Source organism: Gordonia sp. 135, assembly GCF_009720185.1.
Taxonomy (GTDB): Bacteria; Actinomycetota; Actinomycetes; order Mycobacteriales; family Mycobacteriaceae; genus Gordonia; species Gordonia alkanivorans.
Window position 1 is genome coordinate 1,106,460 of the sequence record NZ_CP046257.1, and the last position, 26,056, is coordinate 1,132,515.

Consider the following 26,056-nt stretch of genomic DNA (forward strand, 5'->3'; position numbering starts at 1 on the left):
AAACGGACACTTCCCGAGTGACCTGGGACTCTGCGTCCGGCATCACATCCGGCGCTGATGTCCGACTTCCCTCACTTCGTTCCATCGGCTAATGTCATCGACGCAGCGAGAGTTACCGGCTGGTAGCTTTCGCGGGCGCAAGCTGAGTGACTCCGGTCGCATGGTTGGTGGTCCCTGGTCGGTTACAGTGACCCCAACCACAAATGCCACCGGTGGGTGTGCGGTCACACCGTGGCCGCCTTCGGGGGCAGCGATCGTCTGGAGGAAGTTGTGGGTGTAGAGGTCAGTGTCGAGGGGCTCACCAAGTCGTTCGGTTCTCAGAACATTTGGCGTGATGTCACTCTGACCCTCCCGGAGGGGGAAGTCTCCGCGCTGCTCGGTCCGTCGGGTACCGGTAAGTCGGTGTTCCTGAAGACCTTGATCGGTCTGCTGCATCCCGAGCAGGGTTCGGTGATCATCGACGGCACCGACATCACGCAGTGTTCGGCCAAGGAACTCTATGAGATCCGCAAGCTGTTCGGTGTGCTGTTCCAGGACGGTGCGCTGTTCGGTTCGATGAGCCTGTTCGACAACATCGCGTTCCCGCTTCGTGAGCACACGAAGAAGAAGGAGAACGAGGTCCGCGACATCGTGATGGAGAAGATCGACCTGGTCGGTTTGACCGGTGCCGAGGACAAGCTCCCCGGTGAGATCTCCGGTGGTATGCGCAAGCGTGCCGGTCTGGCCCGCGCGCTGGTGCTGGATCCGCAGATCATCCTGTGCGACGAGCCGGACTCGGGTCTGGATCCGGTGCGTACCGCCTACATCTCGCAGCTGTTGATCGACATCAATGCGCAGATCGACGCGACGATCCTGATCGTGACGCACAACATCAACATCGCCCGGACGATCCCGGACAACATCGGCATGCTCTTCCGCAAGGAGCTGGTGATGTTCGGTCCGCGCGAGCAGTTGCTCACCTCGGAGCAGCCGGTGGTCAAGCAGTTCCTCTCCGGTGATCGTTTCGGTCCGATCGGCATGTCCGAGGAGAAGGACGAGGCCGTCCAGAAGCAGGAAGAGGCCATGCAGGCCGCGGGTATCTCCGGTGGTGGTACCAAGGAGGACTTCACCGAGATCATCCCGCAGGTGCAGCCCAATCCCGGTATGCCCGAACGTAAGGCGATCGCCCGTCACCGTGAGCGCGTCCACGCGATGCTGCCCGACCTGCCGGAGAACGCGCAGGAAGCGATCCGCCGCAGCCAGGAGCAGGAAGACCAGATCCGCGAGGAGAGCCGCGCGCACGCCGAGGACATGGCGGGCGGCGGCGGCGGACGCCACGGCGGAGACAACGAGTGGACCAGCGCTCCCGCCGGGAACGTGGCCGTCGCCGACGCCAAGACCGACGTCATCGACTACGGCGGCAGCGATGCGCCCACCGAACAGTGGCAGACGCCCGGTGGCGGCGACGCACTGACCAAGCCCAGTCATCGTGCTGCTGACGGGAACGAAGGGCGGACCATCTAGGGATGACCAATGCCACCACGCGTGGCGTCGACCGAATCGCGCAGGCCGGAACAGGTGCTCTCGCCCAGACCGGCAATATCGTTCAGCTCTTCGTCGATGTTGCACGCCAGACCTTTGTGCGCCCGTTTCAGTGGCGGGAGTTCATCCAGCAGGCGTGGTTCATCGCCAGTGTGACGATCCTGCCGACCGCCCTGATCGCGATTCCGTTCGGCGCAATCGTCTCCTTGCAGACGGGTTCGCTGATCAAACAGCTCGGCGCCGAGTCGTACACCGGCGCGGCCAGCGTGTTGGTCGTCATCCAGCAGGGGTCGCCACTGGTGACCTCGCTCCTCATCGCGGGTGCGGCCGGATCGGCGGTTGCCGCCGACCTCGGGTCGCGCACCATCCGTGAGGAGATCGACGCCATGGAGGTGCTGGGCATCAACCCGATCCAGCGCCTCGTGGTCCCGCGTGTGCTGGCCATGGTCCTGGTCGCGATGCTGCTCAACGGCCTCGTCGCCGTGATCGGTATCGGTGGTGGTTACTTCTTCAACGTGGTGGTGCAGGGCGGCACCCCGGGCGCCTATCTGGCGTCGTTCGGTGCTCTCGCCCAGCTGCCCGACCTGTACGTGTCGACGCTGAAGGCGGCCATCTTCGGTGTGCTGGCCGGCGTCGTCGCCTCCTACAAGGGGCTCAACCCCAAGGGTGGCCCGAAGGGTGTGGGTGACGCCGTCAACCAGAGCGTCGTCATCACATTCCTGCTGCTGTTCCTCGCCAACCTGATCATCACTGCGGTCTACCTGCAGATCGTCCCACCGAAGGGGAGCTAGTCGTGACCGATGGTGGCGGCGGCGTGACGATCGCCAAGAGCAGGCCTGAGTACTACATGTACGAGGCCCGCAAACAGCTGGGCAAACCGCTCAAGGTGCTCGACGGTGCCGGCGAGCAGATGTCGTTCTACGGCCGCACGCTGGCGTGGATGCCGAAGACGCTGGTGCATTACACCCGTGAGGTCCTGCGCCTGCTCGCCGAAGTGGCCTTCGGTTCGGGCGGACTCGCGGTCATCGGCGGCACCATCGGCGTGATGGTGCTGATGTCGGGCTTCACCGGCGTCGTCGTCGGCTTGCAGGGTTACGCGGCACTCGACCAGATCGGGTCGCAGGCCCTGACCGGCTTCCTGTCGGCCTACGTGAACACCCGTGAGGTGGCGCCCCTCGTGGCAGGCCTCGCCCTGTCCGCGACCGTCGGCTGTGGCTTCACCGCCCAGCTCGGCGCCATGCGTATCTCCGAGGAGATCGACGCCCTGGAGACGATGGCCGTGCCGTCGATCCCGTTCCTGGTGTCGACCCGCGTGATCGCCGGCTTCATCGCCGTCATTCCGCTGTACGTGCTGGGTCTGTTGTCGGCGTATCTCGCCTCGAGAGTGGTGACGACCGTCTTCAACGGGCAGTCCGGCGGCTCCTACGACCATTACTTCAACCTGTTCCTGCCGCCGGCCGACGTGCTCTGGTCGTTCGGCAAGGTGCTGGTCTTCGCCTTCGTCATCATCCTGGTGCACTGCTACTACGGCTACTACGCATCCGGGGGTCCCGCAGGTGTGGGCGTGGCCGTCGGTCACGCGGTCCGAGCGGCGCTGGTCCTCATCGCCGTCCTCGACTTCTTCCTGGGACTCGCGATCTGGGGCACCACCACGACCGTGCGAGTGGGGGGTTAGCAGATGGCGGTCCTGCGCCGACGACTGCTCGGCTTGGTCTTCTTCATCGTGGTCGCACTGTTCCTCACCGCGACCATCACCAAGTTCAACAAGACGTTCCAAGACTTCACCGACGTCACCCTGCTGACCGACTCCACCGGCAACGCGCTTCCCGCGAACGCCGACGTGAAGGCGCGCGGCATGGTCGTCGGCGAGGTCCGCGAGGTCAAGCCGGCGCCCGACGGTTCGGTGGAGGTCATCCTCGGCCTCGATCCGACCAAGGCCTCGGAGCTGTCCGACAAGACCACCGCGCGCATCCTGCCGAAGACGCTCTTCGGTGAGCGGTACGTGGCGTTGCAGGTTCCCGAGGACAACAACGGTCCGACGCTGAAGAACGGCGCAACCATCGAGACCGACAAGAGCGGCAATGCTCTCGAGGTCCAGCAGTTGTTCGACGACCTGCTGCCGGTGCTCGAGGCGATCCCGCCGCAGGATCTCAACGCCACGCTCACCTCGCTGTCGAAGGCGCTGTCGGGTCGCGGCGAGCAGATCGGCACCACGCTCGAGGAGCTCGACCAGATCTTCGGCGAGGTCAACAAGAACCTGCCCGACCTCGAGGGCACCCTCGAGGGCCTGGCCACCTTCTCGCAGACCTACTCGCAGGCGCTGCCCGACGTCGTCGACGCGCTGGACTCGTTCCGCACCACGTCGAACACCATCGTCGGACGGCAGGGCGATCTGCGGACCCTGATCGCCACGCTCGGTGTGGCCTCCGATGACCTCACCGGTTGGCTCCGCCAGAACCGAACCGACCTGATCGACCTCGCCGTCGATTCCGAACAACTGCTCGTCGGGCTGGCCAAGCAGTCTCCGACGTTCGTGTGCACGTTCCGCAATTTCGCCGGTCTGATCCCCGAGTCTCGAGTCATCGTGGGCGAGGGCACCAAGAACCCGGGCGTGCGCGTGAACCTGCAGTTCGTCAATCCCCGTGGCCGATACCTACCGAACCAGGACGAACCCCGCTTCATGGACCTCGATCCACCCGCCGTGTGCTACGAGCCCGCCAAAAACGGTCGCCCGTTCCCGCAGTACCCGGGTGGCGGCCTCGCCGACGGCAGCTACCAGCCGCCGTCACGCAACGCAGGCCCGCGCACCGTCAAGACGCTCCCGCAGCCGCAGTTCAGCGGCATCCCCGCGGGATCGGTCGAGCCCAACCCGTTCGATGACCCGGACTACCGCAAGCAGCTCCAGGTCATCTACGGCGCGACCACCGGTGAGACGCCGGAGTCGGTGCCGACCTGGGTCACGATGCTCGCCGGCGGCGCCCTCCAGGGAGCGAAGGTCGACATCAAATGAGGTCGATCATCGCGCCCCTCGTCAAGCTGATCGTCTTCGCGGTCGTCACCGTGGTCACCACCAGCCTGCTCGCGCTGACCATCGCGAACGCCGGTGGTGACGGTGACGCGAAGTTCAAGGCCGTCTTCACCGACGCCACGCTGCTCAATGCGGGCGACGACGTCCGCATCGCGGGCGTCCGGGTGGGACAGGTGGAGAAGGTCGAGGTCTACGACCGCAACCGGGCCATGGTCTCGTTCAACGTCGACCGTGACCGGCTGCCGGACGGCACCCAGCTCTACATCCGCTACCGCAACCTCACCGGTCTCCGGTACCTCGGTCTGGAGCGGGGGGCGGGCGACCCGACGAAGACCGTGGCGCAGGGCCACACGTTCGGGCTGGAGCCGGGCCGCACCGACACGCATCCGCCGGTGAACCTCACCGAACTGTTCAACGGGTTCCGTCCGCTGTTCCAGCAGCTGTCGGCCGAAGACGTCAACAAGCTGACAGAGCAGATCATCGCGATCTTCGACGGTCAGGGCGGCTCGATCACGCGCCTGGTCAGCGACACCGCGGACCTGACGAATGCGATCGCCGACAAGGACAAGGTCATCGGTGACCTGATCGGCAACCTCACCAAGGTGCTCGACACGGTCAACCGCAACGACGCGCAGTTCACCAGCCTCCTCGACAACACCGAGAAGCTGGTGACCGGCCTTGCCGCACAGCGCGGTTCGGTGGGCTCGGCAATCTCGTCGGTGTCCAACCTGACCTCGGTGACCGCGAACATCCTCGGTGCGACGCGACCCTCCATCCAGGGCGACATCGCCGGTCTGAAGTCGCTCGCCGATCAGATCAACAAGCGCGACAAGGACATCGAGCAGACGCTGACCAACCTGCCGATCAAGCTGCAGAAGATCGGCCGGGCCGCGACCTTCGGTTCCTGGTTCCAGTTCTATCTGTGCGGCATCGACATCGTCGCCGGCAACGGCAAGTCGACGGTGCTGACACAACCGCTGGTGCCGTTGCCCGACATCAATCACGTGCTCTACACCAGCGCCGCGACGCGCTGCTGGACCGACGAGAAGCCAGGGGGGTGACCACGATGGCAGACCAGAACGACAACCAGGACGACGCAGCCCGGGCGGATGCGCCGAAGAAGCACCCCCATCGCCGGTTCGGTGGTCGACGCAGTCCGGTGAGCATCGGTGCCATCGGCATCCTGATCCTGATGATGCTGGGACTCAGCGCGTTCTACCTGACCGACGTCCCGTTGCTCGGTGCCGGAGCCCGCTACACCGCGAAGTTCTCCGAGGCCGCCGGGCTCAAGCCCGGTAACGAGGTGCGCGTCGCCGGTGTGAAGGTCGGTGAGGTCGACGCGGTGAAGCTCAACGGCGACAAGGTCGACGTGACCTTCAAGGTGGAGAACACCTGGATCGGCGACCAGACGCAGGCGTCGATCCAGATCAAGACGATCCTGGGTCAGAAGTTCCTGTCGCTGAACCCGCGCGGCAGCGAGCCCGCCGATCCCGACGTCCCGCTGACCGACACGGTCGCCCCGTACGACGTCATCGAGGCGTTCTCGGCCGCCGCGAATCAGATCGAGGACTTCGACAACGACCAGCTGGCCGAGTCGATGCGCGTGCTCTCCGACGCCTTCTCGGGCACCGCGGGCACCACCGGTCCGGCGCTCGACGGGCTGGCGCGTCTGTCCAACACGATCGCCAGCCGCGACCAGGAGGTGCAGAAGCTCCTCGCCGCCACCAAGGACACGTCGAAGCTGCTGGCCGACCGCAACGAGGAGTTCGTGCGCCTCATCGGCGGTGCGGGACAGCTCCTCGACGAGCTCAACAACCGGCAGCAGGCCATCTCCGCGCTGCTCGCGAGCACGACGAGCCTCGGCGACTCGCTCACCGGCATCGTGCGCGACAACGAGGAGCAGATCGGGCCGGCGCTCGACGCGCTGAAGGGCGTCAATGAACTGCTGCAGCGTCAGAACCAGAACATCCGGGACTCGATCAAGTACATGGCGCCGTTCTACCGGCTCTACGCCAACGCGCTCGGCAACGGCCGCTGGCTCGAGTCGACCGTGGTGAACCTCCTGCCGCCGGCCCTGCCGCAACAGAACACCACACGTCCGCCGAACAAGAAGACGCTGGAACAGAACAACGGCGGAACGGAGGCAGGCTGATGACCGCGCCAGACCTCACACAGACCTCCGGTCCCGGCCGGTGGTTCACACCGCGCCACATCGTGGCGCTCGTCCTCGGGCTGATCATCGCGCTGGTTGTCGCCGGCGCGCTGTGGTGGGTGTTCTCTTCGATGGGGACCACCAAGATCACCGCGACATTCAAGCGTTCCGTCGGCATCTACGAGGGTTCCGACGTGCGCATCCTCGGCGTCGCCGTGGGCAAGGTCGACTCGGTGACTCCACAGGGCGACACCGTGAAGGTGACGATGACCGTCGACCGCGGCATCACGCTGCCCGAGGACGTCCGTGCCGTGCAGGTGATCCCGTCCGTGGTTGCCGACCGCTACATCCAGCTGACCCCCGCCTACTCCGGCGGACCGAAGGCCTCCCGCGACATCACCCTCGATGTGAACCAGACGATGGTTCCGGTGGAGGTCGACGAGTTGTATCGCAGCGTCAAGGAACTGTCGGACGCGCTCGGTCCCGACGGCGCCAACAAGCAGGACGGCACCGGCCGCCAGGGCGCGGTGAGCGAACTCGTCGCGACCAGTGCCGCCAACCTCGAGGGCAACGGCGAGAAGCTCGGCGAGGCCATCGAGAACCTGTCGAAGGCCACCACGACCCTCAGCGATTCGCGGGGCAACCTCTTCGACACCGTCAAGAACCTCAACACCTTCGTCGGCGCGCTGCGCGAGAACGATGCCCAGGTGCGGCAGTTCAACACGCAGATGGCGTCGTTCAACAAGTTCCTCGCCGGCGAACGCGACCAGCTCGCGTCGGCCCTGAACAAGCTGTCGTTCGCCCTCGGCGACGTGGCGGAGTTCCTCGACGACAACCGCGAGCAGATCGGCGAGACCGTCAAGGACCTGCAGCCGACGACGCAGGCGCTGCTCGACGAGAAGAACAACCTCAAAGAGGTCCTCACCGTCCTGCCGATCACCATCAGCAATCTGATCAACGCCTACGACGCGGAGTCGGGAACCCTGTCGATGCGCCTGACGATCCCGGATCTGCAGGACCTGATCGGTGCGCAGTGCCGCCTGCTCGACCTCGGTCAGTTGCTCCCGGGCAACCCGCAGGCCACGCAGTTCAGCAACACGCTGCGTCCGCTGATCAGCCAGTGTGAGGCGCTCGGCAAGCAGATCACCGACGGTGTGCTCGAGCCGCTGCTGCCCGTGCTGCCCTTCGGCATCATGAGCAACAACAAGCTGCAGAAGGCGCCCGTGCCCGGCACGGTTCCCGGTAACCCGGATCCCGAGATCGGAACCCCGTCGTCGCGGACTCCCGCGCCGCCGGCGGCACGCGCACCCGCATCGTCGTCGACCACCAAGTCGACCACCCCACGTCCTCGGGGAGGCAACTGATGAACCGACGCACCATGCGGATGACGCTGGCCGGCGCGGTCCTGTCGCTGACCGTGCTGGTGTCGGGTTGTATGTCCAACGGCATCCAGTCGCTGCCGCTACCCGGCGGCGTCGACACCGGCGACAACGCACGCACCTACAAGATCCAGTTCGACGACGTGCTCGACCTGGTGCCCCAGTCGATGGTCAAGCGGGACGGCATCCCCGTCGGCCGCGTGACCGCGGTCGAGGTGCCTGATGACCAGTGGTTCGCCCAGGTCACGGTCGAGGTCAAGAACGAGGTCGACCTGTCCGACAAGGCCGAGGCGAGCGTTCAGCAGACCTCGCTGCTCGGCGAGAAGTTCGTGTCCCTGTCCGAGCCGGACGGCAGCGCCGACGCGCCGCGGCAGAACCCGGCCCAGCCGATCCCCACGTCGCGAACCCGTACCGCGACCGACATCGAGCAGGTTCTCGGAGCGCTGGCGCTGCTGCTGACCGGCGGCGGCATCAACCAGATCCAGCCGATCGTCACCGAGCTGAACAAGACGCTCGACGGCCGGGCCGGCAAGGTCCGCGACCTCATCGACCAGACCGAGAAGCTCATCGCCGGCCTCAACCGCCAGCGTGACGACATCATCGGCGCGATCGACGGCCTCGCCGACCTGTCCGAACGGACCGCGGCGCAGACCGATCAGATCGACCGCATCCTCAAGCAGCTGCCCGAGGGCATCGAGGTGCTGGAGGAGCAGCGTCCGCAGTTCGTCGACCTGCTGACCAAGCTCGACCAGCTCGGTCAGGTCGGCACCGACGTGCTCGGCAAGTCGCGCAAGGCGCTGATCAACGACCTCAAGGCACTGCGTCCCGTGCTCACCCAGCTCGCCGCTGCTGCGCCCGATGCGATCACCGCCGCACCGCTGGTCCTGACCCATCCGTTCCCGGACTGGCTGCTGCCCGGTGTCAAGGGCGACTCGACCAACCTGTTCATGACGTTGGACCTCCGGCTCCTCAACCAGCTCGAGGCGCTCGGCGTGGGGCAGGGGACACCGAAGTACTCGCCCCCGGCCCGGGTGAAGGTGCCTGTCGATCCGCGGAACCCGTACTACAACGGCAACGGACCGCGCTACGGCTGGCCGACGATCACCCTGTTGCCGCCCGGCCCTAACTGGCGTCCCGGACCGAACACCCCGCCGTCCGGCGGTCGCTACCCGGCGGCATCGTTCTCCCGGTCCGCCGACGGCGCCGGCCCGATGCCCACACCCGCCAAACCCGGACAGGGCGTTCTCGACGGCCCGCTCGCGGCGATGGGTCTGGCGCCGAAGTCGCAGACCCCTGAGGCACCGACAGGAGCAGGACGATGATCAGCAAGCTCGTCAAGATCCAGCTGATCGTGTTCGTCGTCGTCGGCCTGGTGGCGCTGGTCTATGTGGGCGCGAAGTACGCGCGACTCGACAAGCTGGCCGGCGTCGGCATGTACTCGGTCACCGCGCAGCTGCCCGACTCCGGCGGCATCTTCACCAACGCCGAGGTCACCTACCAGGGTGTGCCGGTGGGGCGCGTCGGCGGACTCACGCTGACCAAGTCCGGCGTCGACGTGAAGCTCGACATCGACAAGGGCGGCCCGGACATCCCGGCGTCGGCGACCGCCGTCGTCGCCTCGCGATCGGCGATCGGTGAGCAGTACGTCGACCTGCAGCCGACGACCTCGTCGGGTCCGTACCTCAAGGCGGGCGACGTCATCACCAAGTACCAGCTGCCCGAGCCGCTCGAGGACGTCGTGAAGTCGGCCATCGACTTCACCTCGTCGATCCCGGTCGACGACCTGCACACGGTCATCACCGAACTCGGCAAGGCGTTCAACGGTCAGAGTGAGAACCTCACCCGCCTGGTCGATTCGCTCGGCAAGCTGTCGCGCGCGGGCGTCGACAACCTGCCCGAGGTCGTCTCGCTCATCCAGGATTCCAATGTCGTGCTCGCCACGCAGGCAGACCAGTCGGATGCGATCCTCACGTGGTCGCGGAACCTCGACCTGGTCACCGCGACCCTCGCGAGCTCCGACCCCGACCTCCGACGTCTGCTCACCACCGGCACGCTGTCGGCCACGCAGATCTCCGAGCTGATCCAGAAGAACGGCAACGACATCTCCAAGGTGGTGAAGGATCTCGCCGAGGTGTCCCGCACCATCGAGCCGGCGACCTACAACATCTCGACGACCTTCGCGATGCTCTCCGCTCTGTCGGCGGGCAGCCACTCACCGGCACCCGGCGACGGCCAGATCCACTTCGGCGTCGTCCTCGAGACCAACAACCCGGCGGCCTGTACGCGGGGCTATGGCGGCACCGACGCGATCATGGCGGAGATGCGGCGCAAGAACCCGAACTTCGACAAGCACTACGACGCCTTCCCGTTCAACACGGAGGCCAAGTGCACTGTGCCGCTGGGCAACCCGACGGGTGTGCGCAGTGCGGAGCGTGCGAAGTACGCCAACCCGGCGTACCCGCAGCCGTGGGATTCCACGCCGAAGAAGGACCCCGACAAGCTGAACCTCAACCCGCTGGCCCAGCAGCTCGCAGCGCTGCTCGGCGTGCGGCCCAAGTAGACGACGCAGGCCTTCCAGGGCTCCGGTTCCGCTTCGTGCGGACACTCGGGCCTTGGCCTGCGCTCAGGAGCGATCTATACAGTGTCTTCTGCTATGACTGGCACCCCCGAACCCACAGGTTCTGCATCGACCGGCTCGACCGATCCGGATGCAGGTCCGACCGAGAAGAACACCGGCACCCGACCCGCGCTGAGGCGGCTCGCAGGCGTCGCGCCGCTTGCGCTGGCGATCGTCGCGGTGATCGCGGCGGTGGTGTGCGTGGCCGTGTTCGGAGTGCGTGCCTACGACGTCTATGCCAACCAGTACCCGGCGCAGCAGACGCGTGACGACGCGACCCAGGCGGCCGAACAGGCCGTCCTCAACATCACCACGATCGATCCCGCCGACCTCGACGGTTTCCGGGAGCGCGCCGAGGCGTCGCTGACCGGCAAGGCCAAGAACGAGGTGCTCGGCGGCAAGGACGGGAGCGTCCTCGACATGCTGTCGAATGCCGGCCCGGACGCCGCCAAGCTGAGCGCCCGCCTGGTGCGCAGCGCGCCGAGCGAGGTCAACCCCGACGAGGGCAAGGCGAAGGTCCTCGTCTACGTCATCACGACCCTCGAGCGGCCCGGCCAGCCCGGCGTCGACGAGACGCGCGGATTCGACGTCAGCATGATCAAGGACGGCGACACCTGGAAGGCCGAGAACCTCCTCGGCCTGGAAGGCATCGCCTACGCCGACGCGGGACAGTCGGGTAACGGACAGGCGCCCGCGCCGGCACCGGGAGGCGGAAACTGATGGCCCAGAACCCGAAGAAGCCCGCAGGCAAGCGTCGTCCGACGCCGAAGGTCGCCGGACACACCCGTGCCACGCAGCCCGGGCAGACACCCGATGCCCCCGAGGTCGATGCGTCGGCACCCGCGCTCCCTGAGGTGCAAGGAGCGAAAGCCGCCGGGCCGGGCGAGCGGAGCGAGTCGACGAGCCACGAAGGGTCCGGTGACGACACCTCGAGCTCCGTCGACGCCGCCGACACCGACACCGCCCCCGCGAAGCCCGACCTCACCAAGCCGAAGACCAGGCCCGTCTCCCGGGTCTCGACCCTGCGTCCCAGCGCAGCCGGCAGAACCGATGAGGACACCTCGTCGAACCGCCCGATGGGCCGGCCCGGCCGGCAGGGGAGTGCCGAGGGCAGGAAGAAGCGTGCGGCCCCGCTCGCGGCGATCCTCGCCGCGGCCGCGGTGGTCCTCGGCATCGTCGCCGTGGTCCTCGCCTTCCATCCCGGTGCCGACGTGGGTCCCAACAAAGCCTTCGTCGACCAGGAGGCCACGTCGCAGTTGACCGGGCAGGCACAGGAACGGATCTGCGCGATCTTCGGTTACGAGCACACCGAACTCGACGCCTGGCAGAAGCGTGCCCAGGATGCGTTGACCGGTCAGGCGCGGGAAGAGTTCGACAAGACCTTCAAGGCGCAGAAGGACCTGATCACCCAGACCAAGACCGGTGCCGAGTGCCGGGTCGACGCCCTCGGCGTCAAGGATCTGACCGGCGGCGGCGACGGCGCCCACGCGACCGTGATCGCGAACATGATCATCAGCGAGACGCAGAACAGCATGGCCACCAACAGCGGTGCCCCGCGTGCGCAGTTCGCCATGGTCAAGGAGGGCGACACGTGGCGGATCCAGGGCGTCGAGCCCTTCTGATCCGGGCGTGACCGCCAGGCGGTCGGACGACTCCGGGGACAAGTTCGCGAAATTGGCGCGTACCGCTTGACGTTTCGGCGTTGTCAGGCCAGGCTGTGACCAGCGATTGACGTGCAGGCAGCCACCCGTGCGAAATCGTTTCTCGACGGACTTGACAAAGGACGTCTATTTTCTGCTACAGTTGGACGTTGCGCTGGCTGCCTCCTGTCCATCTATCGATCCTTCTTCGGCCACTCCTTGTATGTGTGTGCTGCGGTGATCGCCGATCTCAGGGTGTCACCAGCGAACGGCCCATCAAGCCACCGCACATCTAGGTTGTGAATAACGTCGTGTTGGAAGGACGCATCTTGGCAGTCAACCGCCAGTCCACCTCAACAATCCCCGGCGCGCCGCATCGCGCGTCGTTTGCAAAGATCAGCGAGCCGCTGGAGGTTCCCGGCCTCCTCGACCTCCAACTCGATTCCTTCGAATGGCTCGTCGGGTCCCCGGAGTGGCGCGCCAAGGCGATCGCCCGCGGAGAAGAGAACCCGACGGGCGGGCTGGAGGACATCCTCCACGAGCTGTCCCCTATCGAGGACTTCTCCGGGTCGATGTCCCTGTCGTTCTCCGAGCCGCACTTCGACGAGGTCAAGGCCTCCGTCGAGGAGTGCAAGGACAAGGACATGACCTACGCGGCGCCGCTGTTCGTCACCGCTGAGTTCATCAACAACAACACCGGTGAGATCAAGTCGCAGACCGTCTTCATGGGCGACTTCCCGATCATGACCGACAAGGGCAGCTTCATCATCAACGGCACCGAGCGTGTCGTGGTGAGCCAGCTGGTCCGCAGCCCCGGCGTGTACTTCGACGCCGCGATCGACAAGGCCACCGAGAAGACCCTGCACACCGTCAAGGTGATCCCGGGTCGCGGTGCGTGGCTGGAGTTCGACGTCGACAAGCGCGACACCGTGGGTGTGCGTATCGACCGCAAGCGCCGTCAGCCGGTCACCGTGCTGCTCAAGGCCCTCGGCTTCACCACCGAGGAGATCACCGAGCGCTTCGGCTTCTCCGAGATCATGATGTCGACCCTGGAGAAGGACAACACCGCCAACCAGGACGAGGCGCTGCTCGAGGTCTACCGCAAGCTGCGTCCGGGTGAGCCGCCGACCAAGGAGTCCGCGGAGAACCTCCTGGAGAACCTGTTCTTCAAGGACAAGCGCTACGACCTCGCCCGTGTGGGCCGCTACAAGGTCAACAAGAAGCTGGGTCTGACGGGCAACCCGATGACCGGCGAGTCGACCCTGACCCGCGAGGACATCATCGCGACCGTCGAGTACCTGGTGCGTCTGCACGAGGCCGACCCGCACACGACCACCTACATGACCGTCCCCGGTGGTGTGGAGGTTCCCGTCGAGGTCGACGACATCGACCACTTCGGCAACCGTCGTCTGCGTACCGTCGGCGAGCTGATCCAGAACCAGATCCGCGTGGGCCTCTCGCGTATGGAGCGTGTCGTGCGTGAGCGCATGACCACCCAGGACGTCGAGGCGATCACCCCGCAGACCCTGATCAACATCCGTCCCGTCGTGGCGGCGATCAAGGAGTTCTTCGGCACCAGCCAGCTGTCGCAGTTCATGGACCAGAACAACCCGCTGTCGGGTCTGACCCACAAGCGTCGTCTGTCGGCGCTGGGCCCGGGCGGTCTGAGTCGTGAGCGTGCCGGCCTCGAGGTGCGCGACGTCCACCCGTCGCACTACGGCCGTATGTGCCCGATCGAGACCCCTGAGGGTCCGAACATCGGTCTGATCGGTTCGCTCTCGGTGTACGCACGGGTCAACCCGTTCGGTTTCATCGAGACCCCGTACCGCAAGGTCGTCGACGGTGTCGTCACCGACGAGATCCAGTACATGACCGCTGACGAGGAGGATCGCTTCCTCATCGGTCAGGCCAACACCAACTTCGACGGCAGCGGCCGTATCACCGACGAGCGTGTGCTGGTGCGCAAGAAGGGCTCCGAGGTGGAGTTCGTGGGCGCCACCGATGTCGAGTACCTCGACGTCTCGCCGCGCCAGATGGTGTCGGTCGCGACCGCGATGATCCCGTTCCTCGAGCACGACGACGCGAACCGCGCCCTGATGGGTGCGAACATGCAGCGTCAGGCCGTGCCGCTGGTGCGCAACGAGTCGCCGCTGGTCGGTACCGGTATGGAGCTCCGTGCCGCCGTCGACGCCGGTGACGTCATCGTGTCGTCCAAGACCGGTGTGGTCGAAGAGGTCTCGGCCGACTACATCACCGTCATGTCCGACGAGGGCACCCGTGACACCTACCGGATGCGCAAGTTCGCGCGTTCGAACCACGGCACCTGCGCCAACCAGCGTCCGATCGTGGACGAGGGCCAGCGCGTGGAGGCCGGCCAGGTCCTCGCCGACGGCCCCTGCACCGAGAACGGTGAGATGGCGCTCGGCAAGAACCTGCTCGTGGCGATCATGCCGTGGGAGGGCCACAACTACGAGGACGCGATCATCCTGTCGCAGCGCCTCGTGGAAGAGGACGTCCTGACCTCGATCCACATCGAGGAGCACGAGATCGACGCCCGCGACACCAAGCTCGGTGCCGAGGAGATCACCCGGGACATCCCGAACGTCTCCGACGAGGTCCTCGCCGACCTCGACGAGCGCGGCATCGTGCGCATCGGTGCCGAGGTCCGCGACGGCGACATCCTGGTCGGCAAGGTCACCCCGAAGGGCGAGACCGAGCTGACCCCGGAAGAGCGTCTGCTGCGTGCCATCTTCGGTGAGAAGGCCCGTGAGGTTCGCGACACCTCGCTGAAGGTGCCCCACGGCGAGACCGGCAAGGTCATCGGCGTGCGCGTGTTCAGCCGCGACGACGACGACGATCTCGCGCCGGGCGTCAACGAGCTGGTCCGCGTCTACGTGGCCCAGAAGCGCAAGATCCAGGACGGCGACAAGCTCGCCGGTCGTCACGGCAACAAGGGCGTCATCGGCAAGATCCTCCCTCAGGAGGACATGCCGTTCCTGCCCGACGGCACCCCGGTCGACATCATCCTGAACACCCACGGTGTCCCGCGTCGTATGAACATCGGCCAGATCCTGGAGACCCACCTCGGGTGGATCGCCAAGGCCGGCTGGAACATCAACGTGGCCGAGGGCGTCCCGGAGTGGGCCTCGAACCTGCCCGAGGACATGTACTCGGCGGAGCCCGACACCAACACCGCCACCCCGGTGTTCGACGGTGCGCGTGAGGAGGAGCTGACCGGACTGCTGTCCTCGACGCTGCCCAACCGCGACGGCGAGGTCATGGTCAACGGCGACGGCAAGGCGACGCTGTTCGACGGTCGTTCCGGCGAGCCGTTCCCGTACCCCGTGGCGGTCGGCTACATGTACATCATCAAGCTGCACCACCTGGTCGACGACAAGATCCACGCTCGTTCGACCGGTCCGTACTCGATGATCACCCAGCAGCCGCTGGGTGGTAAGGCGCAGTTCGGTGGTCAGCGCTTCGGTGAGATGGAGTGTTGGGCGATGCAGGCGTACGGCGCCGCCTACACCCTGCAGGAGCTGCTCACCATCAAGTCGGACGACGTGGTGGGCCGCGTGAAGGTCTACGAGGCGATCGTCAAGGGCGAGAACATCCCGGAACCGGGTATCCCCGAGTCGTTCAAGGTGCTTCTGAAGGAACTTCAGTCGCTCTGCCTGAACGTCGAGGTGCTCAGCTCCGACGGTGCCGCCATCGAGATGCACGACACCGACGACGAGGACCTGGAGCGCGCTGCTGCCAACCTCGGAATCAACCTGTCGCGCAACGAGTCGGCAACCGTCGACGACCTCGCCAACTGATCCTCACCACTGACAACAGAGCTCTGGAAAGGTAACAAGTGCTCGACGTCAACTTTTTCGACGAACTGAAGATCGGCCTGGCCACGGCCGACGACATCCACAACTGGTCATACGGTGAGGTCAAGAAGCCGGAGACGATCAACTACCGCACGCTCAAGCCCGAGAAGGACGGCCTGTTCTGCGAGAAGATCTTCGGACCGACCCGCGACTGGGAGTGCTACTGCGGTAAGTACAAGCGCGTCCGCTTCAAGGGCATCATCTGCGAGCGCTGCGGCGTCGAGGTGACCAAGGCCAAGGTGCGCCGTGAGCGCATGGGCCACATCGAACTGGCCGCACCGGTCACGCACATCTGGTACTTCAAGGGTGTGCCGAGCCGGCTGGGCTACCTGCTCGACCTGGCGCCGAAGGATCTCGAGAAGATCATCTACTTCGCCGCCTACGTGATCACCGCCGTCGACGACGAACTGCGTCACAACGAGCTCTCGACCCTCGAGGCCGAGATGGAGGTCGAGAAGAAGGCCGTCGCCGATCAGCGCGACGCCGACCTGAACGAGCGTCAGCAGAAGCTCGAGCAGGATCTCGCCGAGCTCGAGGCCGAGGGTGCCAAGGCCGACGTGCGCCGCAAGGTGCGCGACGGTGCCGAGCGCGAGATGCGTCGTATGCGCGACTCCGCTCAGCGTGAGCTCGACGGTCTCGAGGAGATCTGGGACAAGTTCGTCAAGCTCGCCCCGGGCGACCTCATCATCGACGAGAAGCTGTACCGCCAGCTCGAAGAGCGCTACGGCGAGTACTTCCAGGGTTCGATGGGTGCCGAGGCGATCAAGAAGCTCCTCGAGACCTTCGACATCGACGCCGAGGCCGAGTCGCTGCGCGAGACCATCCGCAGCGGCAAGGGCCAGAAGAAGCTCCGTGCTCTCAAGCGCCTGAAGGTCGTCGCCGCGTTCCAGCAGTCGGGCAACTCGCCGCTGGGCATGGTCCTCGACGCCGTGCCGGTGATCCCGCCGGAGCTGCGTCCGATGGTTCAGCTCGACGGTGGCCGCTTCGCGACCTCCGACCTGAACGACCTGTACCGCCGCGTCATCAACCGCAACAACCGCCTCAAGCGTCTGATCGACCTCGGTGCCCCCGAGATCATCGTGAACAACGAGAAGCGGATGCTGCAGGAGTCGGTCGACGCCCTGTTCGACAACGGCCGTCGTGGCCGTCCGGTCACCGGCCCGGGCAACCGCCCGCTGAAGTCCCTGAGCGATCTGCTCAAGGGCAAGCAGGGTCGTTTCCGTCAGAACCTCCTCGGCAAGCGCGTCGACTACTCGGGCCGTTCGGTCATCGTCGTCGGCCCGCAGCTGAAGCTGCACCAGTGTGGTCTGCCGAAGCTGATGGCTCTCGAGCTGTTCAAGCCGTTCGTGATGAAGCGTCTGGTCGACCTGAACCAGGCCCAGAACATCAAGTCGGCCAAGCGCATGGTCGAGCGTCAGCGCCCCGCGGTGTGGGACGTCCTCGAAGAGGTCATCTCCGAGCACCCGGTTCTGCTGAACCGTGCACCCACGCTGCACCGCCTCGGCATCCAGGCCTTCGAGCCGCAGCTGGTGGAGGGCAAGGCCATCCAGCTGCACCCGCTCGTGTGTGAGGCCTTCAATGCCGACTTCGACGGTGACCAGATGGCCGTGCACCTCCCGCTGTCCGCGGAGGCGCAGGCCGAGGCACGCATCCTGATGCTGTCGTCGAACAACATCCTGTCGCCGGCATCGGGCCGCCCGCTCGCCATGCCGCGTCTGGACATGGTGACCGGTCTGTACTACCTGACCTCCCTCAAGGAGGGTGCGGAAGGCGAGTACACCCCGGCGACCGCCGACGACATCGAACGCGGTGTCTACTCGAGCCCGGCCGAGGCCATCATGGCCGTCGACCGCGGTCAGCTCACCGTCCAGTCGCGCATCAGGGTGCGTCTGACCGGTCAGCGTCCGCCGGCCGAGGTCGAGGCCGAGCTGTTCCCCGAAGGATGGCGTTTCGGTCAGCCGTGGACCACCATCACCACGCTGGGCCGCGTGCTCTTCAACGAGCTGCTGCCGATCGAGTACCCGTTCGTCGACGAGCAGATGCCGAAGAAGCGTCAGGCCGCGATCATCAACGATCTCGCCGAGCGCTACCCGATGATCGTGGTCGCCCAGACCGTCGACAAGCTCAAGGACGTCGGCTTCTACTGGGCCACCCGTTCGGGCGTCACCGTGTCGATGGCCGACGTGCTCGTGCCGCCGCAGAAGGCGGAGATCCTCGACCGTTACGAGGAGCGCGCCGACGGCCTGGAGCGCAAGTTCCAGCGCGGTGCCCTCACGCCGGACGAGCGTCGCGACGCACTGGTGGAGATCTGGAAGCAGGCCACCGAAGAAGTCGGTAAGGCCATGGAGGAGTACTACCCCGAAGACAACCCGATCATCATGATCCCGAAGTCGGGTGCCACCGGTAACCTGACGCAGGTTCGTAACCTGTCGGGCATGAAGGGTCTGGTGACCAACCCGAAGGGTGAGTTCATCCCGCGTCCGATCAAGTCCTCGTTCCGCGAGGGCCTGACCGTCGCCGAGTACTTCATCAACACGCACGGTGCCCGTAAGGGTCTGGCGGACACGGCTCTCCGTACCGCCGACTCGGGTTACCTGACCCGTCGTCTGGTCGACGTGTCGCAGGACGTCATCGTTCGCGAGACCGACTGTGGCACCGAGCGCGGCATCAACGTGCCGCTGGGTGAGAAGCAGCCGGACGGCTCGATCATCCGCGACGCGCATGTCGAGACCTCGGCGTACGCACGCACCCTGGCCGCCGACGCGGTCGACGCCGACGGCAACGTCGTCGTCGAGCGCGGCCACGATCTCGGCGACCCGGCCATCGAGGCTCTCCTCGCGGCCGGCATCGCCCAGGTCAAGGTCCGGTCGGTCCTCACCTGTGCCACCGGCACCGGTGTGTGTGCGCACTGCTACGGCCGTTCGATGGCCACCGGCAAGCTCGTCGACATCGGTGAGGCCGTCGGTATCATCGCGGCCCAGTCGATCGGTGAGCCCGGTACCCAGCTGACGATGCGTACGTTCCACCAGGGTGGCGTCGGTGACGACATCACCGGTGGTCTGCCTCGTGTCCAGGAGCTCTTCGAGGCCCGCGTCCCCAAGGGCGTCGCGCCGATCGCGGAGGTCTCGGGCCGGATTCGCCTCGAGGACGACGACCGCTTCTACAAGATCACGATCATCCCGGACGACGGTTCCGAAGAGGTCGTCATCGACAAGATCTCGAAGCGTCAGCGTCTGCGCGTGTTCAAGCACGACGACGGAACCGAGCGGCTCCTCGCCGACGGTGACCACGTCGAGGTCGGCCAGCAGCTCATGGAGGGCTCGGCCAACCCGCACGAGGTCCTGCGTGTCATGGGTCCCCGTCAGGTGCAGATCCACCTGGTCAACGAGGTCCAGGAGGTCTACCGCAGCCAGGGTGTGTCGATCCACGACAAGCACATCGAGACGATCGTTCGTCAGATGCTGCGTCGCGTGACGATCATCGATCACGGTGCGACCGAGTTCCTGCCCGGTTCGCTCGTCGAGCGTGCCGAGTTCGAGGCGGCCAACCGTCAGGTGGTCACCGAGGGTGGCGAGCCCGCAGCCGGACGTCCGGTGCTCATGGGTATCACCAAGGCCTCGCTCGCGACCGAGTCGTGGCTGTCGGCGGCGTCGTTCCAGGAGACCACGCGTGTCCTGACCGACGCGGCGATCAACAGCCGCAGCGACAAGCTGATCGGTCTGAAGGAGAACGTGATCATCGGTAAGCTGATCCCGGCCGGTACCGGTATCAACCGTTACCGCAACATCCAGGTTCAGCCCACCGAAGAGGCACGTGCCGCGGCCTACGCGGTGCCGTCCTACGACGACACCTACTACAGCCCGGACGGCACCTTCGGTGCTCCGGCCGGCGCTGCGGTGCCGCTGGACGACTACGGTTTCTCCAACGAATACCGGTAAGCCGTACTTCAGCTGAAAAGCCCTCGCACTCGTTGAGTGCGAGGGCTTTTCGCTGTCCGGGGTGTCTCAGCGCACGGGGAGGGTGGTGACGGTGCGGGTCGAGAGGAGGAGGTCGTAGTAGCGTCCGCCGGGGTAGTAGGTCGGGGTCACGGTGCCGGCCACCATGTCCGACGACCATCCGGTGGCCAGGGTGCGGATGACCCGGCCGTTTCGCGGACGCGGCACGGCGAGTTCGGACAGTTCACCGATCAGGTCGGTGGACTCGCCTTCGGCATCGATGTGGATGCCGGTGACCAGTCGCGAGCCGAGGAACTCCTGCCGGGTCGTCCGCTCGAGGACGGCCACCCCGGACTCGAAGGAGTTGGACACCGACGGCTGCGAGGCGATCACCCGGATCGGGACCCGCTCGGCACCGAGAGATGCTGCGGCGGAGGAGAAGTGGTCGCCGAAGAAGGAGTTGACGGGGTCGAACAGCATGAGTCCCGCCAGGCGCCGGTAGGCGACCGGGTCCGTTCGGCGGAGTGCGTCGGCCGCGACCACCACGAACTCGCCGCCGGCCGAATGCCCGGCGAACACCATCCGGTACGGCATCGTCACGTCGGGCCGGTGGGCGGCGTCCCGTGCCCGGACGAGACTGGCACCGAGCGGGCTGTCGGCGTCGCGGCCCGAGCCGAACACCCCGCCGATGGTGCGGGCGAAGGCCGCGTTGTCGGCGATGTTGTACGCGACGGCGCACCCGCCGAGGTTCACCGAGTCGAGTGTCGGGCTCACGACGAGGAAGCCTGAGTTCGCATAGGAGCGCGCCAGGGCGTCGAGATTCGCTGCGCTACGGGAGAAGCCGTGTTGGAGCCAGACGAGAGCGGTGGGCCGGCCGGCGGGGAAATACCATCGCGCGTCGACCCGCACGGGTTTGCCCGCGCATTCGGTGGCCACAGACGACGACACGTCCACGGGACGCGTGGCCGGCGCGGCCGGAACGGATGCCGGTGTCACCCCGAGGAGCACGACGATGGCGGCGAGGGTTGCGATCCAGGGCACGCGGAACCGTGTCGGGTTCATCATTTCTCGTCGGTGTCCTGGTCGTCGGGGCCTTCGTCCATCAGTTCGTTCGGGTCCTCGATGTGGGTGTCGTGGTCGTCACCCAGGCGCTTGGCGACCTCGCGCAGCAGTCCGCGGGCGGCGTCGTCCATGACACGGACGTGGGTGAGGTCGATGATCACCTTGTCGGTCGAAAAGCCCTCACACGCACGGCTTGCGATGATCTCGGCACCCGCGAAGCGCACGTCGCCCTGGAGTTCGACGACCGTCGCACCATTGTCTTCGTGGACCGAGCGCAATGCCGGCATGCCTGACGGCGCGACGTGCATCATGTGCAGTTCCATGTCGTGGGAGAGCCTTTCGAACACGGCGACGCCGCGCACGCTGTTGCCCTGCTCGTCGAGTCGTGGCGACCACACCGCGACTCCGACCTGACCGGGGAGAACTCCCAAGATCGCCCCGCTCACACCGCTTTTCGCGGGTATTCCGACCTTGGCCATCCAGCTGCCGCTGCCGTCGTACATGCCGCAGGTGGCCATCACCGACAACAGGTGCCGGGTGATCCAGCCTTCGAGGAGGCTTTCGTCGTCATTGGTGGTGGACAGCCCGCCGTTGGCGAGGACCGACCCCATGATCGCGAGGTCGCGGCAGCTGACCTTGATCGCGCATTGTGCGGCGTATCCGTCGACGACCTCGTCGGGTTCGTATTCGAGCTTGCCCGCGGATCGCAGCAGGTAGGCGAGGGCGGTGTTGTGATCGTCGGAGGCGAGTTCGGCGGAGTGGACGTCGTTGTCGATGGACAGTTCGCGCCCGGCGAGGGTGCTCACGAGGTCGGCGATGCGGTCGACCCGTTCGGTGGCGCTGTCGCCGTCGACCATGCCGTGGACTGCGATGGCGCCGGCGTTGATGAGTGCGTTGCGGGGGCGGCCGGTCTCGGCTTCGAGGGAGATCTCGTTGAAGGCATCGCCGGACGGTTCGGTGTCGACGCGGTCGAGGACGCCGTCGAGTCCCCGGTCCCGCAACGCGAGGGCGTAGGCGGGCAGCTTGGCGATGGACTGCATGGCGAACTCGTGGTCGGCGTCGCCGGCGGTGTAGACGGCCCCGTCGACGGTGGCCAGCGCGATGCCGAAGGACGACGGATCCGCCCGTTCGAGTTCACGATTGCCGGACATGACGTCCCCGGCGTCGTCGTCACGACAGTCCTGGAGAACCTGATGGAGATAGTCGTCGATGGGGGATCGCATATCCCACCGTATCCGCGACCGTCGGTGGTCCTGCGTTCGGTGGTGCAGCAGTCAGTTGTCGCGATACGGCAGATACTGCACGGACCACTGGTTGCCGTCGGGGTCGGCGAAGTACACGAAGTGCCCCCACGGCTGCACGTCGACCTCGCCGGGATCGACGCCGGCGACCAGCAGTTGATCGCGGGCGGCGTTGATGTCGGTGACGCAGATGATGATCGGTCCGGTGGACCCGGGGACCTTGTCGGTGAGGCCTTTGCCGAAGGCGATGGAGCAGTTCGACCCGGGAGGCGTCATCTGGACGAAGCGGATCTCCTCACTCACGGTGTGATCGTGATCGGGGTTGAACCCGATCGACTCGTAGAACGCCTTGGTGCGATCGACGTCCCTGACGGGCAGGGTGACGACTTCGAGTGTCCAGTTCACGGTTCCTCCTGATGTCGTGGTCGTGTGCTCTGAAACCACGGTCCCAGGCATCGAGGACGGTTTCGGTCCTCTTTCCGAAGTCGCGCAACCGGAAGTGGAAGCGGCGCGTCCAAGACATATGTCAGATTGCGGCGTCTACCCACTCAGCGAACTACTGGCGAACGGCTGGTCACGGGCGGAGGTGGCCGAAGCCCGCCGTGCGGGCCGGCTCAGTTCTGTCGCGCACGGTTGGGTGAGTGCGGAGGGCGCCGACGACCGAGCGGTCTCGGCGGTGGCCGCAGGTGGCGCGTTATCGTGCATTTCTGCGCTCCGGTTTCACAGAACACACGGTTCCGAGGGGATCTGGGTACCTCCGGGATACCAGGAGACCCACGTTCGCCGGCCCAAACACCGGAAGTCCGGAGCCCGACCGACCGGACCTTTTCGGTGGTGTCAGGGCTATGGTCGGCCTCTTCCGGTGGTGTCCGCGGTCGATTCGATCCCGATCGCGCTGGGTTGCGCGGCGCGCTGTCTTGAACCGGAGGACTGGGTCGCGACCGTCGATTCCATCCTGAACCAGACCCAGCTGACCATCCCCGACATCCAGGCAGACATGGGCGGGGTGACGAAGGCAGTGATGGAATTGTTCGGACGCTGCGATGCACGATCTCAGTCCGGCACGGAATCGATCGCGCGTGTTCGACTGGTCGCCACTGGGTTCAAGGTGGCGGTCCAGCCCTCCATCGGCGGACACGAGCGGGCGGACTTGCGCGTGGGTTCGCTGCTGATCGAATGCGATGGTCGGCAATACCACTCGAGCGCAGAAGCATTTCGGAACGATCGTCGTCGTGACCGGATGACTCTGATCGATCGCTGGATGACGGTGCGTGTCACCTATGACGACGTTCTCTACGACTGGGAGAGCGTTCTCGAGGACATCAGAGCCGTCACACGACCCGACCGTCATCGCATCAGACGCGAGGAGGACCCGAGGCGTCGTGAAATCCCGTCCCCCTGAGCGTGGTCGGAGGGCAATCTGCCCTTGAATACGGCTCAGGGGGACGAGTTTTCGTCCGCCAAGTGGCGCGTTGCGTCTGGGCGGTGGTCAGACGGCCGAGAACCGCACGGCGGCCTGGACCTGGGCCGCCACCGCGCGTCCGACGCCGAGCGGCCAGCGGTACATGACGTATTCGGCGGCCTGGTCGACGTTCAGTTGCCGGCTGGAGTTGCCTGCGCGCACCCAGAACTCGGGCACGGCGTTGTTCTTCGTGCCGCGCAGATAGACCGGGCGCGGCGACGGGGTGCACTCCACCCGGCACACCAGCGCCTCCGCAGGGCCCTCGGAGTCGGCGTCTCCAGAGGGACGAGCCATCTTCTCGAAAGAGATGCCCACCTCGGCGGCGGTGCTCTGACCGAGCATCGTGGTGAGTAGGTCCCGCAGCCACAGTTCGAACCGGTCGGCGTCGGGCTGGCGGAGCAACGTGAAATCGGCGTCGAGACCCAGGGGAGTGCCGTCGTCGTCGACGCCGATCAGCAGGTTCCCGCCGTCGGAGTTGAGGAATGCGGCCACCGTCTTGACGATCACCGCCTCGAGTGCGGGATCGCGTTGCTTGGTGCGCAGGTTCATGCGGGCGGTCGACTTGAACTCGACCCGTTCGGATTCGCCGGACTCCAGGATCTCGGCGACCGAGATGTCGGTCGGGGTCTGCAGCCGAGCCGCGATCAACGCGTAGGCGCCGACCGCGACGATCGAACTCACCAGTCCGAGCACGATGGTCACCGGGCTCCAGATGTCCATGCGGTGGTCGACGGCGCCGGCGATGAACAAGCCGACGGCAGTGCCGACGATCGAGAGCACCATGCAGGTGGTCGTGTTCAGCCGTGCCCGTCGACGCAACAGCCACTTCGCGACGGACCCGAAGAGCCAGGCCACCATCAGGACGAGGACCAGCGCGGTCGCGGTCGCCCACACCGGTATGGCGAACTCCAGGGATCCGATGTTTCCGCGATCGGGGTCGGCCAACTTGCTCAGGTCGGTTCGCACTCGGACAGTCTAGAAAGGGCGAAATCCCGGCCGCGATGCGCGACCGGGATTCCTTCGAGGAGTGGACTGTCAGACCGCGTCGCCGCCGTCGATGCTGCCGAAGTCGCCGACCTCGACGTTGCCCTCGTCGTCGACCGCGGTGTCGAAGGTGCCGTCGCCATCGGTGTCGGCGACCGCGAGGTCGGTGTAGCCGTCTCCATCGGTGTCGGCCTCGATGACGTCGATCTCGCCGTCGGAGTCGGTGTCGTAGGCGATGGAATCGGCCTGGCCGTCGCCGTCGGTGTCGAGGACGGCGTCGGTGACGCCGTCGCCGTCCACGTCGGTCAGGGCGGCGTCGATGGTGCCGTCGCCGTCGGTGTCGACGAGTACTGCGTCTTCGGGGATCTCGCTCATGATGTTTCCTTCCAGGGAATGCTGTGGGTGATGGATTTTCGTGCTCTGGTTACTTGGAGACGAACTCGGCGGTGTTTGTTCCCTGGGAGGAGTCGATCATCCGATGAGATGACCTGGCCGCCGATGAGCACGAGGATGAGCGTAATCGCGCACCAGGTGGTCAACCCAGAATTCAGGTGGCTGAAACGTGCTCGGACAGAGCGTAATTCGTTAGCGGAGGGCAACGACTGCTATCGCAGATCCGCAAGCAGGTCCGCGAGGACGGACCGTGCCCGCGAGATGCGGCTGCGCACGGTCTGCAGGCCGATACCCTGCGCCTCGGCGATCTCCGAATAGCTCAGCTCGCCGTAGACCCGCAGCACGAAAGTGGCCCGGTAGGCGTCCGGGACCTGCGACAACGCCTCCTGGATGCGATCGGACACGACGACCTGCTGCGCGACGTCGAGCGAGCTCACCGGGTCGTGGTCGTCGATGTCGTCGGCGTCGGATCGTTTGCGGATGCGCGCGAGCGCCGCATTCGATCCGATCCGGTACAGCCATGTCGACACCTGCGCGTCGCCCCGGAAGCTTCCGATCGCGCGCCACGCGGCGACCAATGCGTCCTGGAGGGCATCCTCGGCGTCGTGCTGGTTGCCGGTGATGCGTAAACAGATGGCCCACAACCGGTCCCGGTGCTGTTCGACGAGCATGGTGAAGGCCTGTGGGTCGCCGGAGCGCGCATGCTCGAGAAGGTCTGCGCCCGGATCGGATTCGTCGGTCAACGAATGCACCTCAGAAGTGTCCAT

The 26,056-nt window shown here is 66.0% G+C and carries 20 protein-coding genes; 14 read left to right on the forward strand and 6 right to left on the reverse strand.

Features of this window, described 5'->3' with window-relative positions; genetic code table 11:
• Positions 1-270: 270 nt before the first annotated feature.
• The 13 genes from GKZ92_RS05080 (at position 271) to GKZ92_RS05140 (ending at position 20,150) form a co-directional block, all read left to right on the forward strand.
• Positions 271-1,503, forward strand: coding sequence for an ABC transporter ATP-binding protein (locus GKZ92_RS05080; RefSeq protein WP_042375440.1), 1,233 nt, complete (start codon positions 271-273; stop codon positions 1,501-1,503).
• A gap of 2 nt (positions 1,504-1,505) precedes the next feature.
• The gene (locus GKZ92_RS05085; protein ID WP_006358237.1) at positions 1,506-2,312 is read left to right on the forward strand and encodes an MlaE family ABC transporter permease; all 807 of its coding nucleotides are present in this window, start codon (positions 1,506-1,508) and stop codon (positions 2,310-2,312) included.
• 2 nt (positions 2,313-2,314) lie between these two features.
• On the forward strand, positions 2,315-3,196 hold the full coding sequence (locus GKZ92_RS05090) for an MlaE family ABC transporter permease (RefSeq protein WP_006358238.1): 882 nt from the start codon (positions 2,315-2,317) through the stop codon (positions 3,194-3,196).
• 3 nt (positions 3,197-3,199) lie between these two features.
• Entirely contained in the window at positions 3,200-4,531 is a 1,332-nt protein-coding gene (locus tag GKZ92_RS05095) for an MCE family protein (RefSeq protein ID WP_006358239.1), read from the forward strand.
• Complete coding sequence (locus GKZ92_RS05100) at positions 4,528-5,610, forward strand: MCE family protein (protein WP_006358240.1); 1,083 nt, start codon at positions 4,528-4,530, stop codon at positions 5,608-5,610. Before GKZ92_RS05095 ends, GKZ92_RS05100 begins: the two co-directional genes overlap by 4 nt.
• Before the next feature lie 5 nt (positions 5,611-5,615).
• Positions 5,616-6,701 (forward strand): MCE family protein, encoded by a 1,086-nt coding sequence (locus GKZ92_RS05105; protein ID WP_006358241.1) that lies wholly within the window; start codon positions 5,616-5,618, stop codon positions 6,699-6,701.
• Entirely contained in the window at positions 6,701-8,065 is a 1,365-nt protein-coding gene (locus GKZ92_RS05110) for an MCE family protein (protein ID WP_006358242.1), read from the forward strand. The genes GKZ92_RS05105 and GKZ92_RS05110 overlap by 1 nt, the downstream gene beginning before the upstream one ends.
• Positions 8,065-9,402, forward strand: a complete 1,338-nt coding sequence (locus tag GKZ92_RS05115; protein WP_006358243.1) for an MCE family protein — start codon at positions 8,065-8,067, stop codon at positions 9,400-9,402. The genes GKZ92_RS05110 and GKZ92_RS05115 overlap by 1 nt, the downstream gene beginning before the upstream one ends.
• Complete coding sequence (locus GKZ92_RS05120; protein WP_006358244.1) at positions 9,399-10,640, forward strand: MCE family protein; 1,242 nt, start codon at positions 9,399-9,401, stop codon at positions 10,638-10,640. The genes GKZ92_RS05115 and GKZ92_RS05120 overlap by 4 nt, the downstream gene beginning before the upstream one ends.
• Positions 10,641-10,733: 93 nt before the next feature.
• Entirely contained in the window at positions 10,734-11,417 is a 684-nt protein-coding gene (locus GKZ92_RS05125) for a hypothetical protein (protein WP_006358245.1), read from the forward strand.
• Positions 11,417-12,319 carry a hypothetical protein gene (locus GKZ92_RS05130; RefSeq protein ID WP_035753262.1) on the forward strand — a complete coding sequence of 301 codons (903 nt, stop codon included), beginning with the start codon at positions 11,417-11,419 and terminating at the stop codon, positions 12,317-12,319. The genes GKZ92_RS05125 and GKZ92_RS05130 overlap by 1 nt, the downstream gene beginning before the upstream one ends.
• A 347-nt stretch (positions 12,320-12,666) precedes the next feature.
• The gene (gene rpoB / locus GKZ92_RS05135; RefSeq protein ID WP_042375549.1) at positions 12,667-16,155 is read left to right on the forward strand and encodes a DNA-directed RNA polymerase subunit beta; all 3,489 of its coding nucleotides are present in this window, start codon (positions 12,667-12,669) and stop codon (positions 16,153-16,155) included.
• Between the two features lie 38 nt (positions 16,156-16,193).
• Positions 16,194-20,150, forward strand: coding sequence for a DNA-directed RNA polymerase subunit beta' (locus tag GKZ92_RS05140; protein ID WP_042375435.1), 3,957 nt, complete (start codon positions 16,194-16,196; stop codon positions 20,148-20,150).
• Between the two features lie 66 nt (positions 20,151-20,216).
• On the opposite strand, the gene GKZ92_RS05145 is transcribed toward GKZ92_RS05140, so the two are convergent.
• From GKZ92_RS05145 to GKZ92_RS05155, 3 genes are read right to left on the reverse strand one after another with little or no spacing between them, the layout of a single operon-like run.
• Positions 20,217-21,209 (reverse strand): alpha/beta hydrolase, encoded by a 993-nt coding sequence (locus GKZ92_RS05145; protein WP_042375546.1) that lies wholly within the window; start codon positions 21,207-21,209, stop codon positions 20,217-20,219.
• A complete protein-coding gene (gene glsA, locus GKZ92_RS05150; protein ID WP_035753253.1) occupies positions 21,209-22,432 on the reverse strand; it encodes a glutaminase A in 1,224 nt (407 codons plus the stop codon). Before glsA ends, GKZ92_RS05145 begins: the two co-directional genes overlap by 1 nt.
• A 51-nt stretch (positions 22,433-22,483) precedes the next feature.
• On the reverse strand, positions 22,484-22,855 hold the full coding sequence (locus tag GKZ92_RS05155) for a VOC family protein (protein WP_155225045.1): 372 nt from the start codon (positions 22,853-22,855) through the stop codon (positions 22,484-22,486).
• 118 nt (positions 22,856-22,973) lie between these two features.
• Between GKZ92_RS05155 and GKZ92_RS05160 the strand changes: the two genes are divergently transcribed.
• A complete protein-coding gene (locus GKZ92_RS05160) occupies positions 22,974-23,852 on the forward strand; it encodes an endonuclease domain-containing protein (RefSeq protein WP_075862950.1) in 879 nt (292 codons plus the stop codon).
• Between the two features lie 87 nt (positions 23,853-23,939).
• On the opposite strand, the gene GKZ92_RS05165 is transcribed toward GKZ92_RS05160, so the two are convergent.
• From GKZ92_RS05165 to GKZ92_RS05175, 3 genes are all read right to left on the reverse strand, one after another.
• Positions 23,940-24,878, reverse strand: coding sequence for an AlbA family DNA-binding domain-containing protein (locus tag GKZ92_RS05165; protein WP_075862949.1), 939 nt, complete (start codon positions 24,876-24,878; stop codon positions 23,940-23,942).
• A 69-nt stretch (positions 24,879-24,947) separates the two neighbouring features.
• Positions 24,948-25,271 (reverse strand): hypothetical protein, encoded by a 324-nt coding sequence (locus tag GKZ92_RS05170; RefSeq protein ID WP_006358254.1) that lies wholly within the window; start codon positions 25,269-25,271, stop codon positions 24,948-24,950.
• 230 nt (positions 25,272-25,501) lie between these two features.
• On the reverse strand, positions 25,502-26,056 hold the full coding sequence (locus GKZ92_RS05175; RefSeq protein WP_075862948.1) for an RNA polymerase sigma factor: 555 nt from the start codon (positions 26,054-26,056) through the stop codon (positions 25,502-25,504).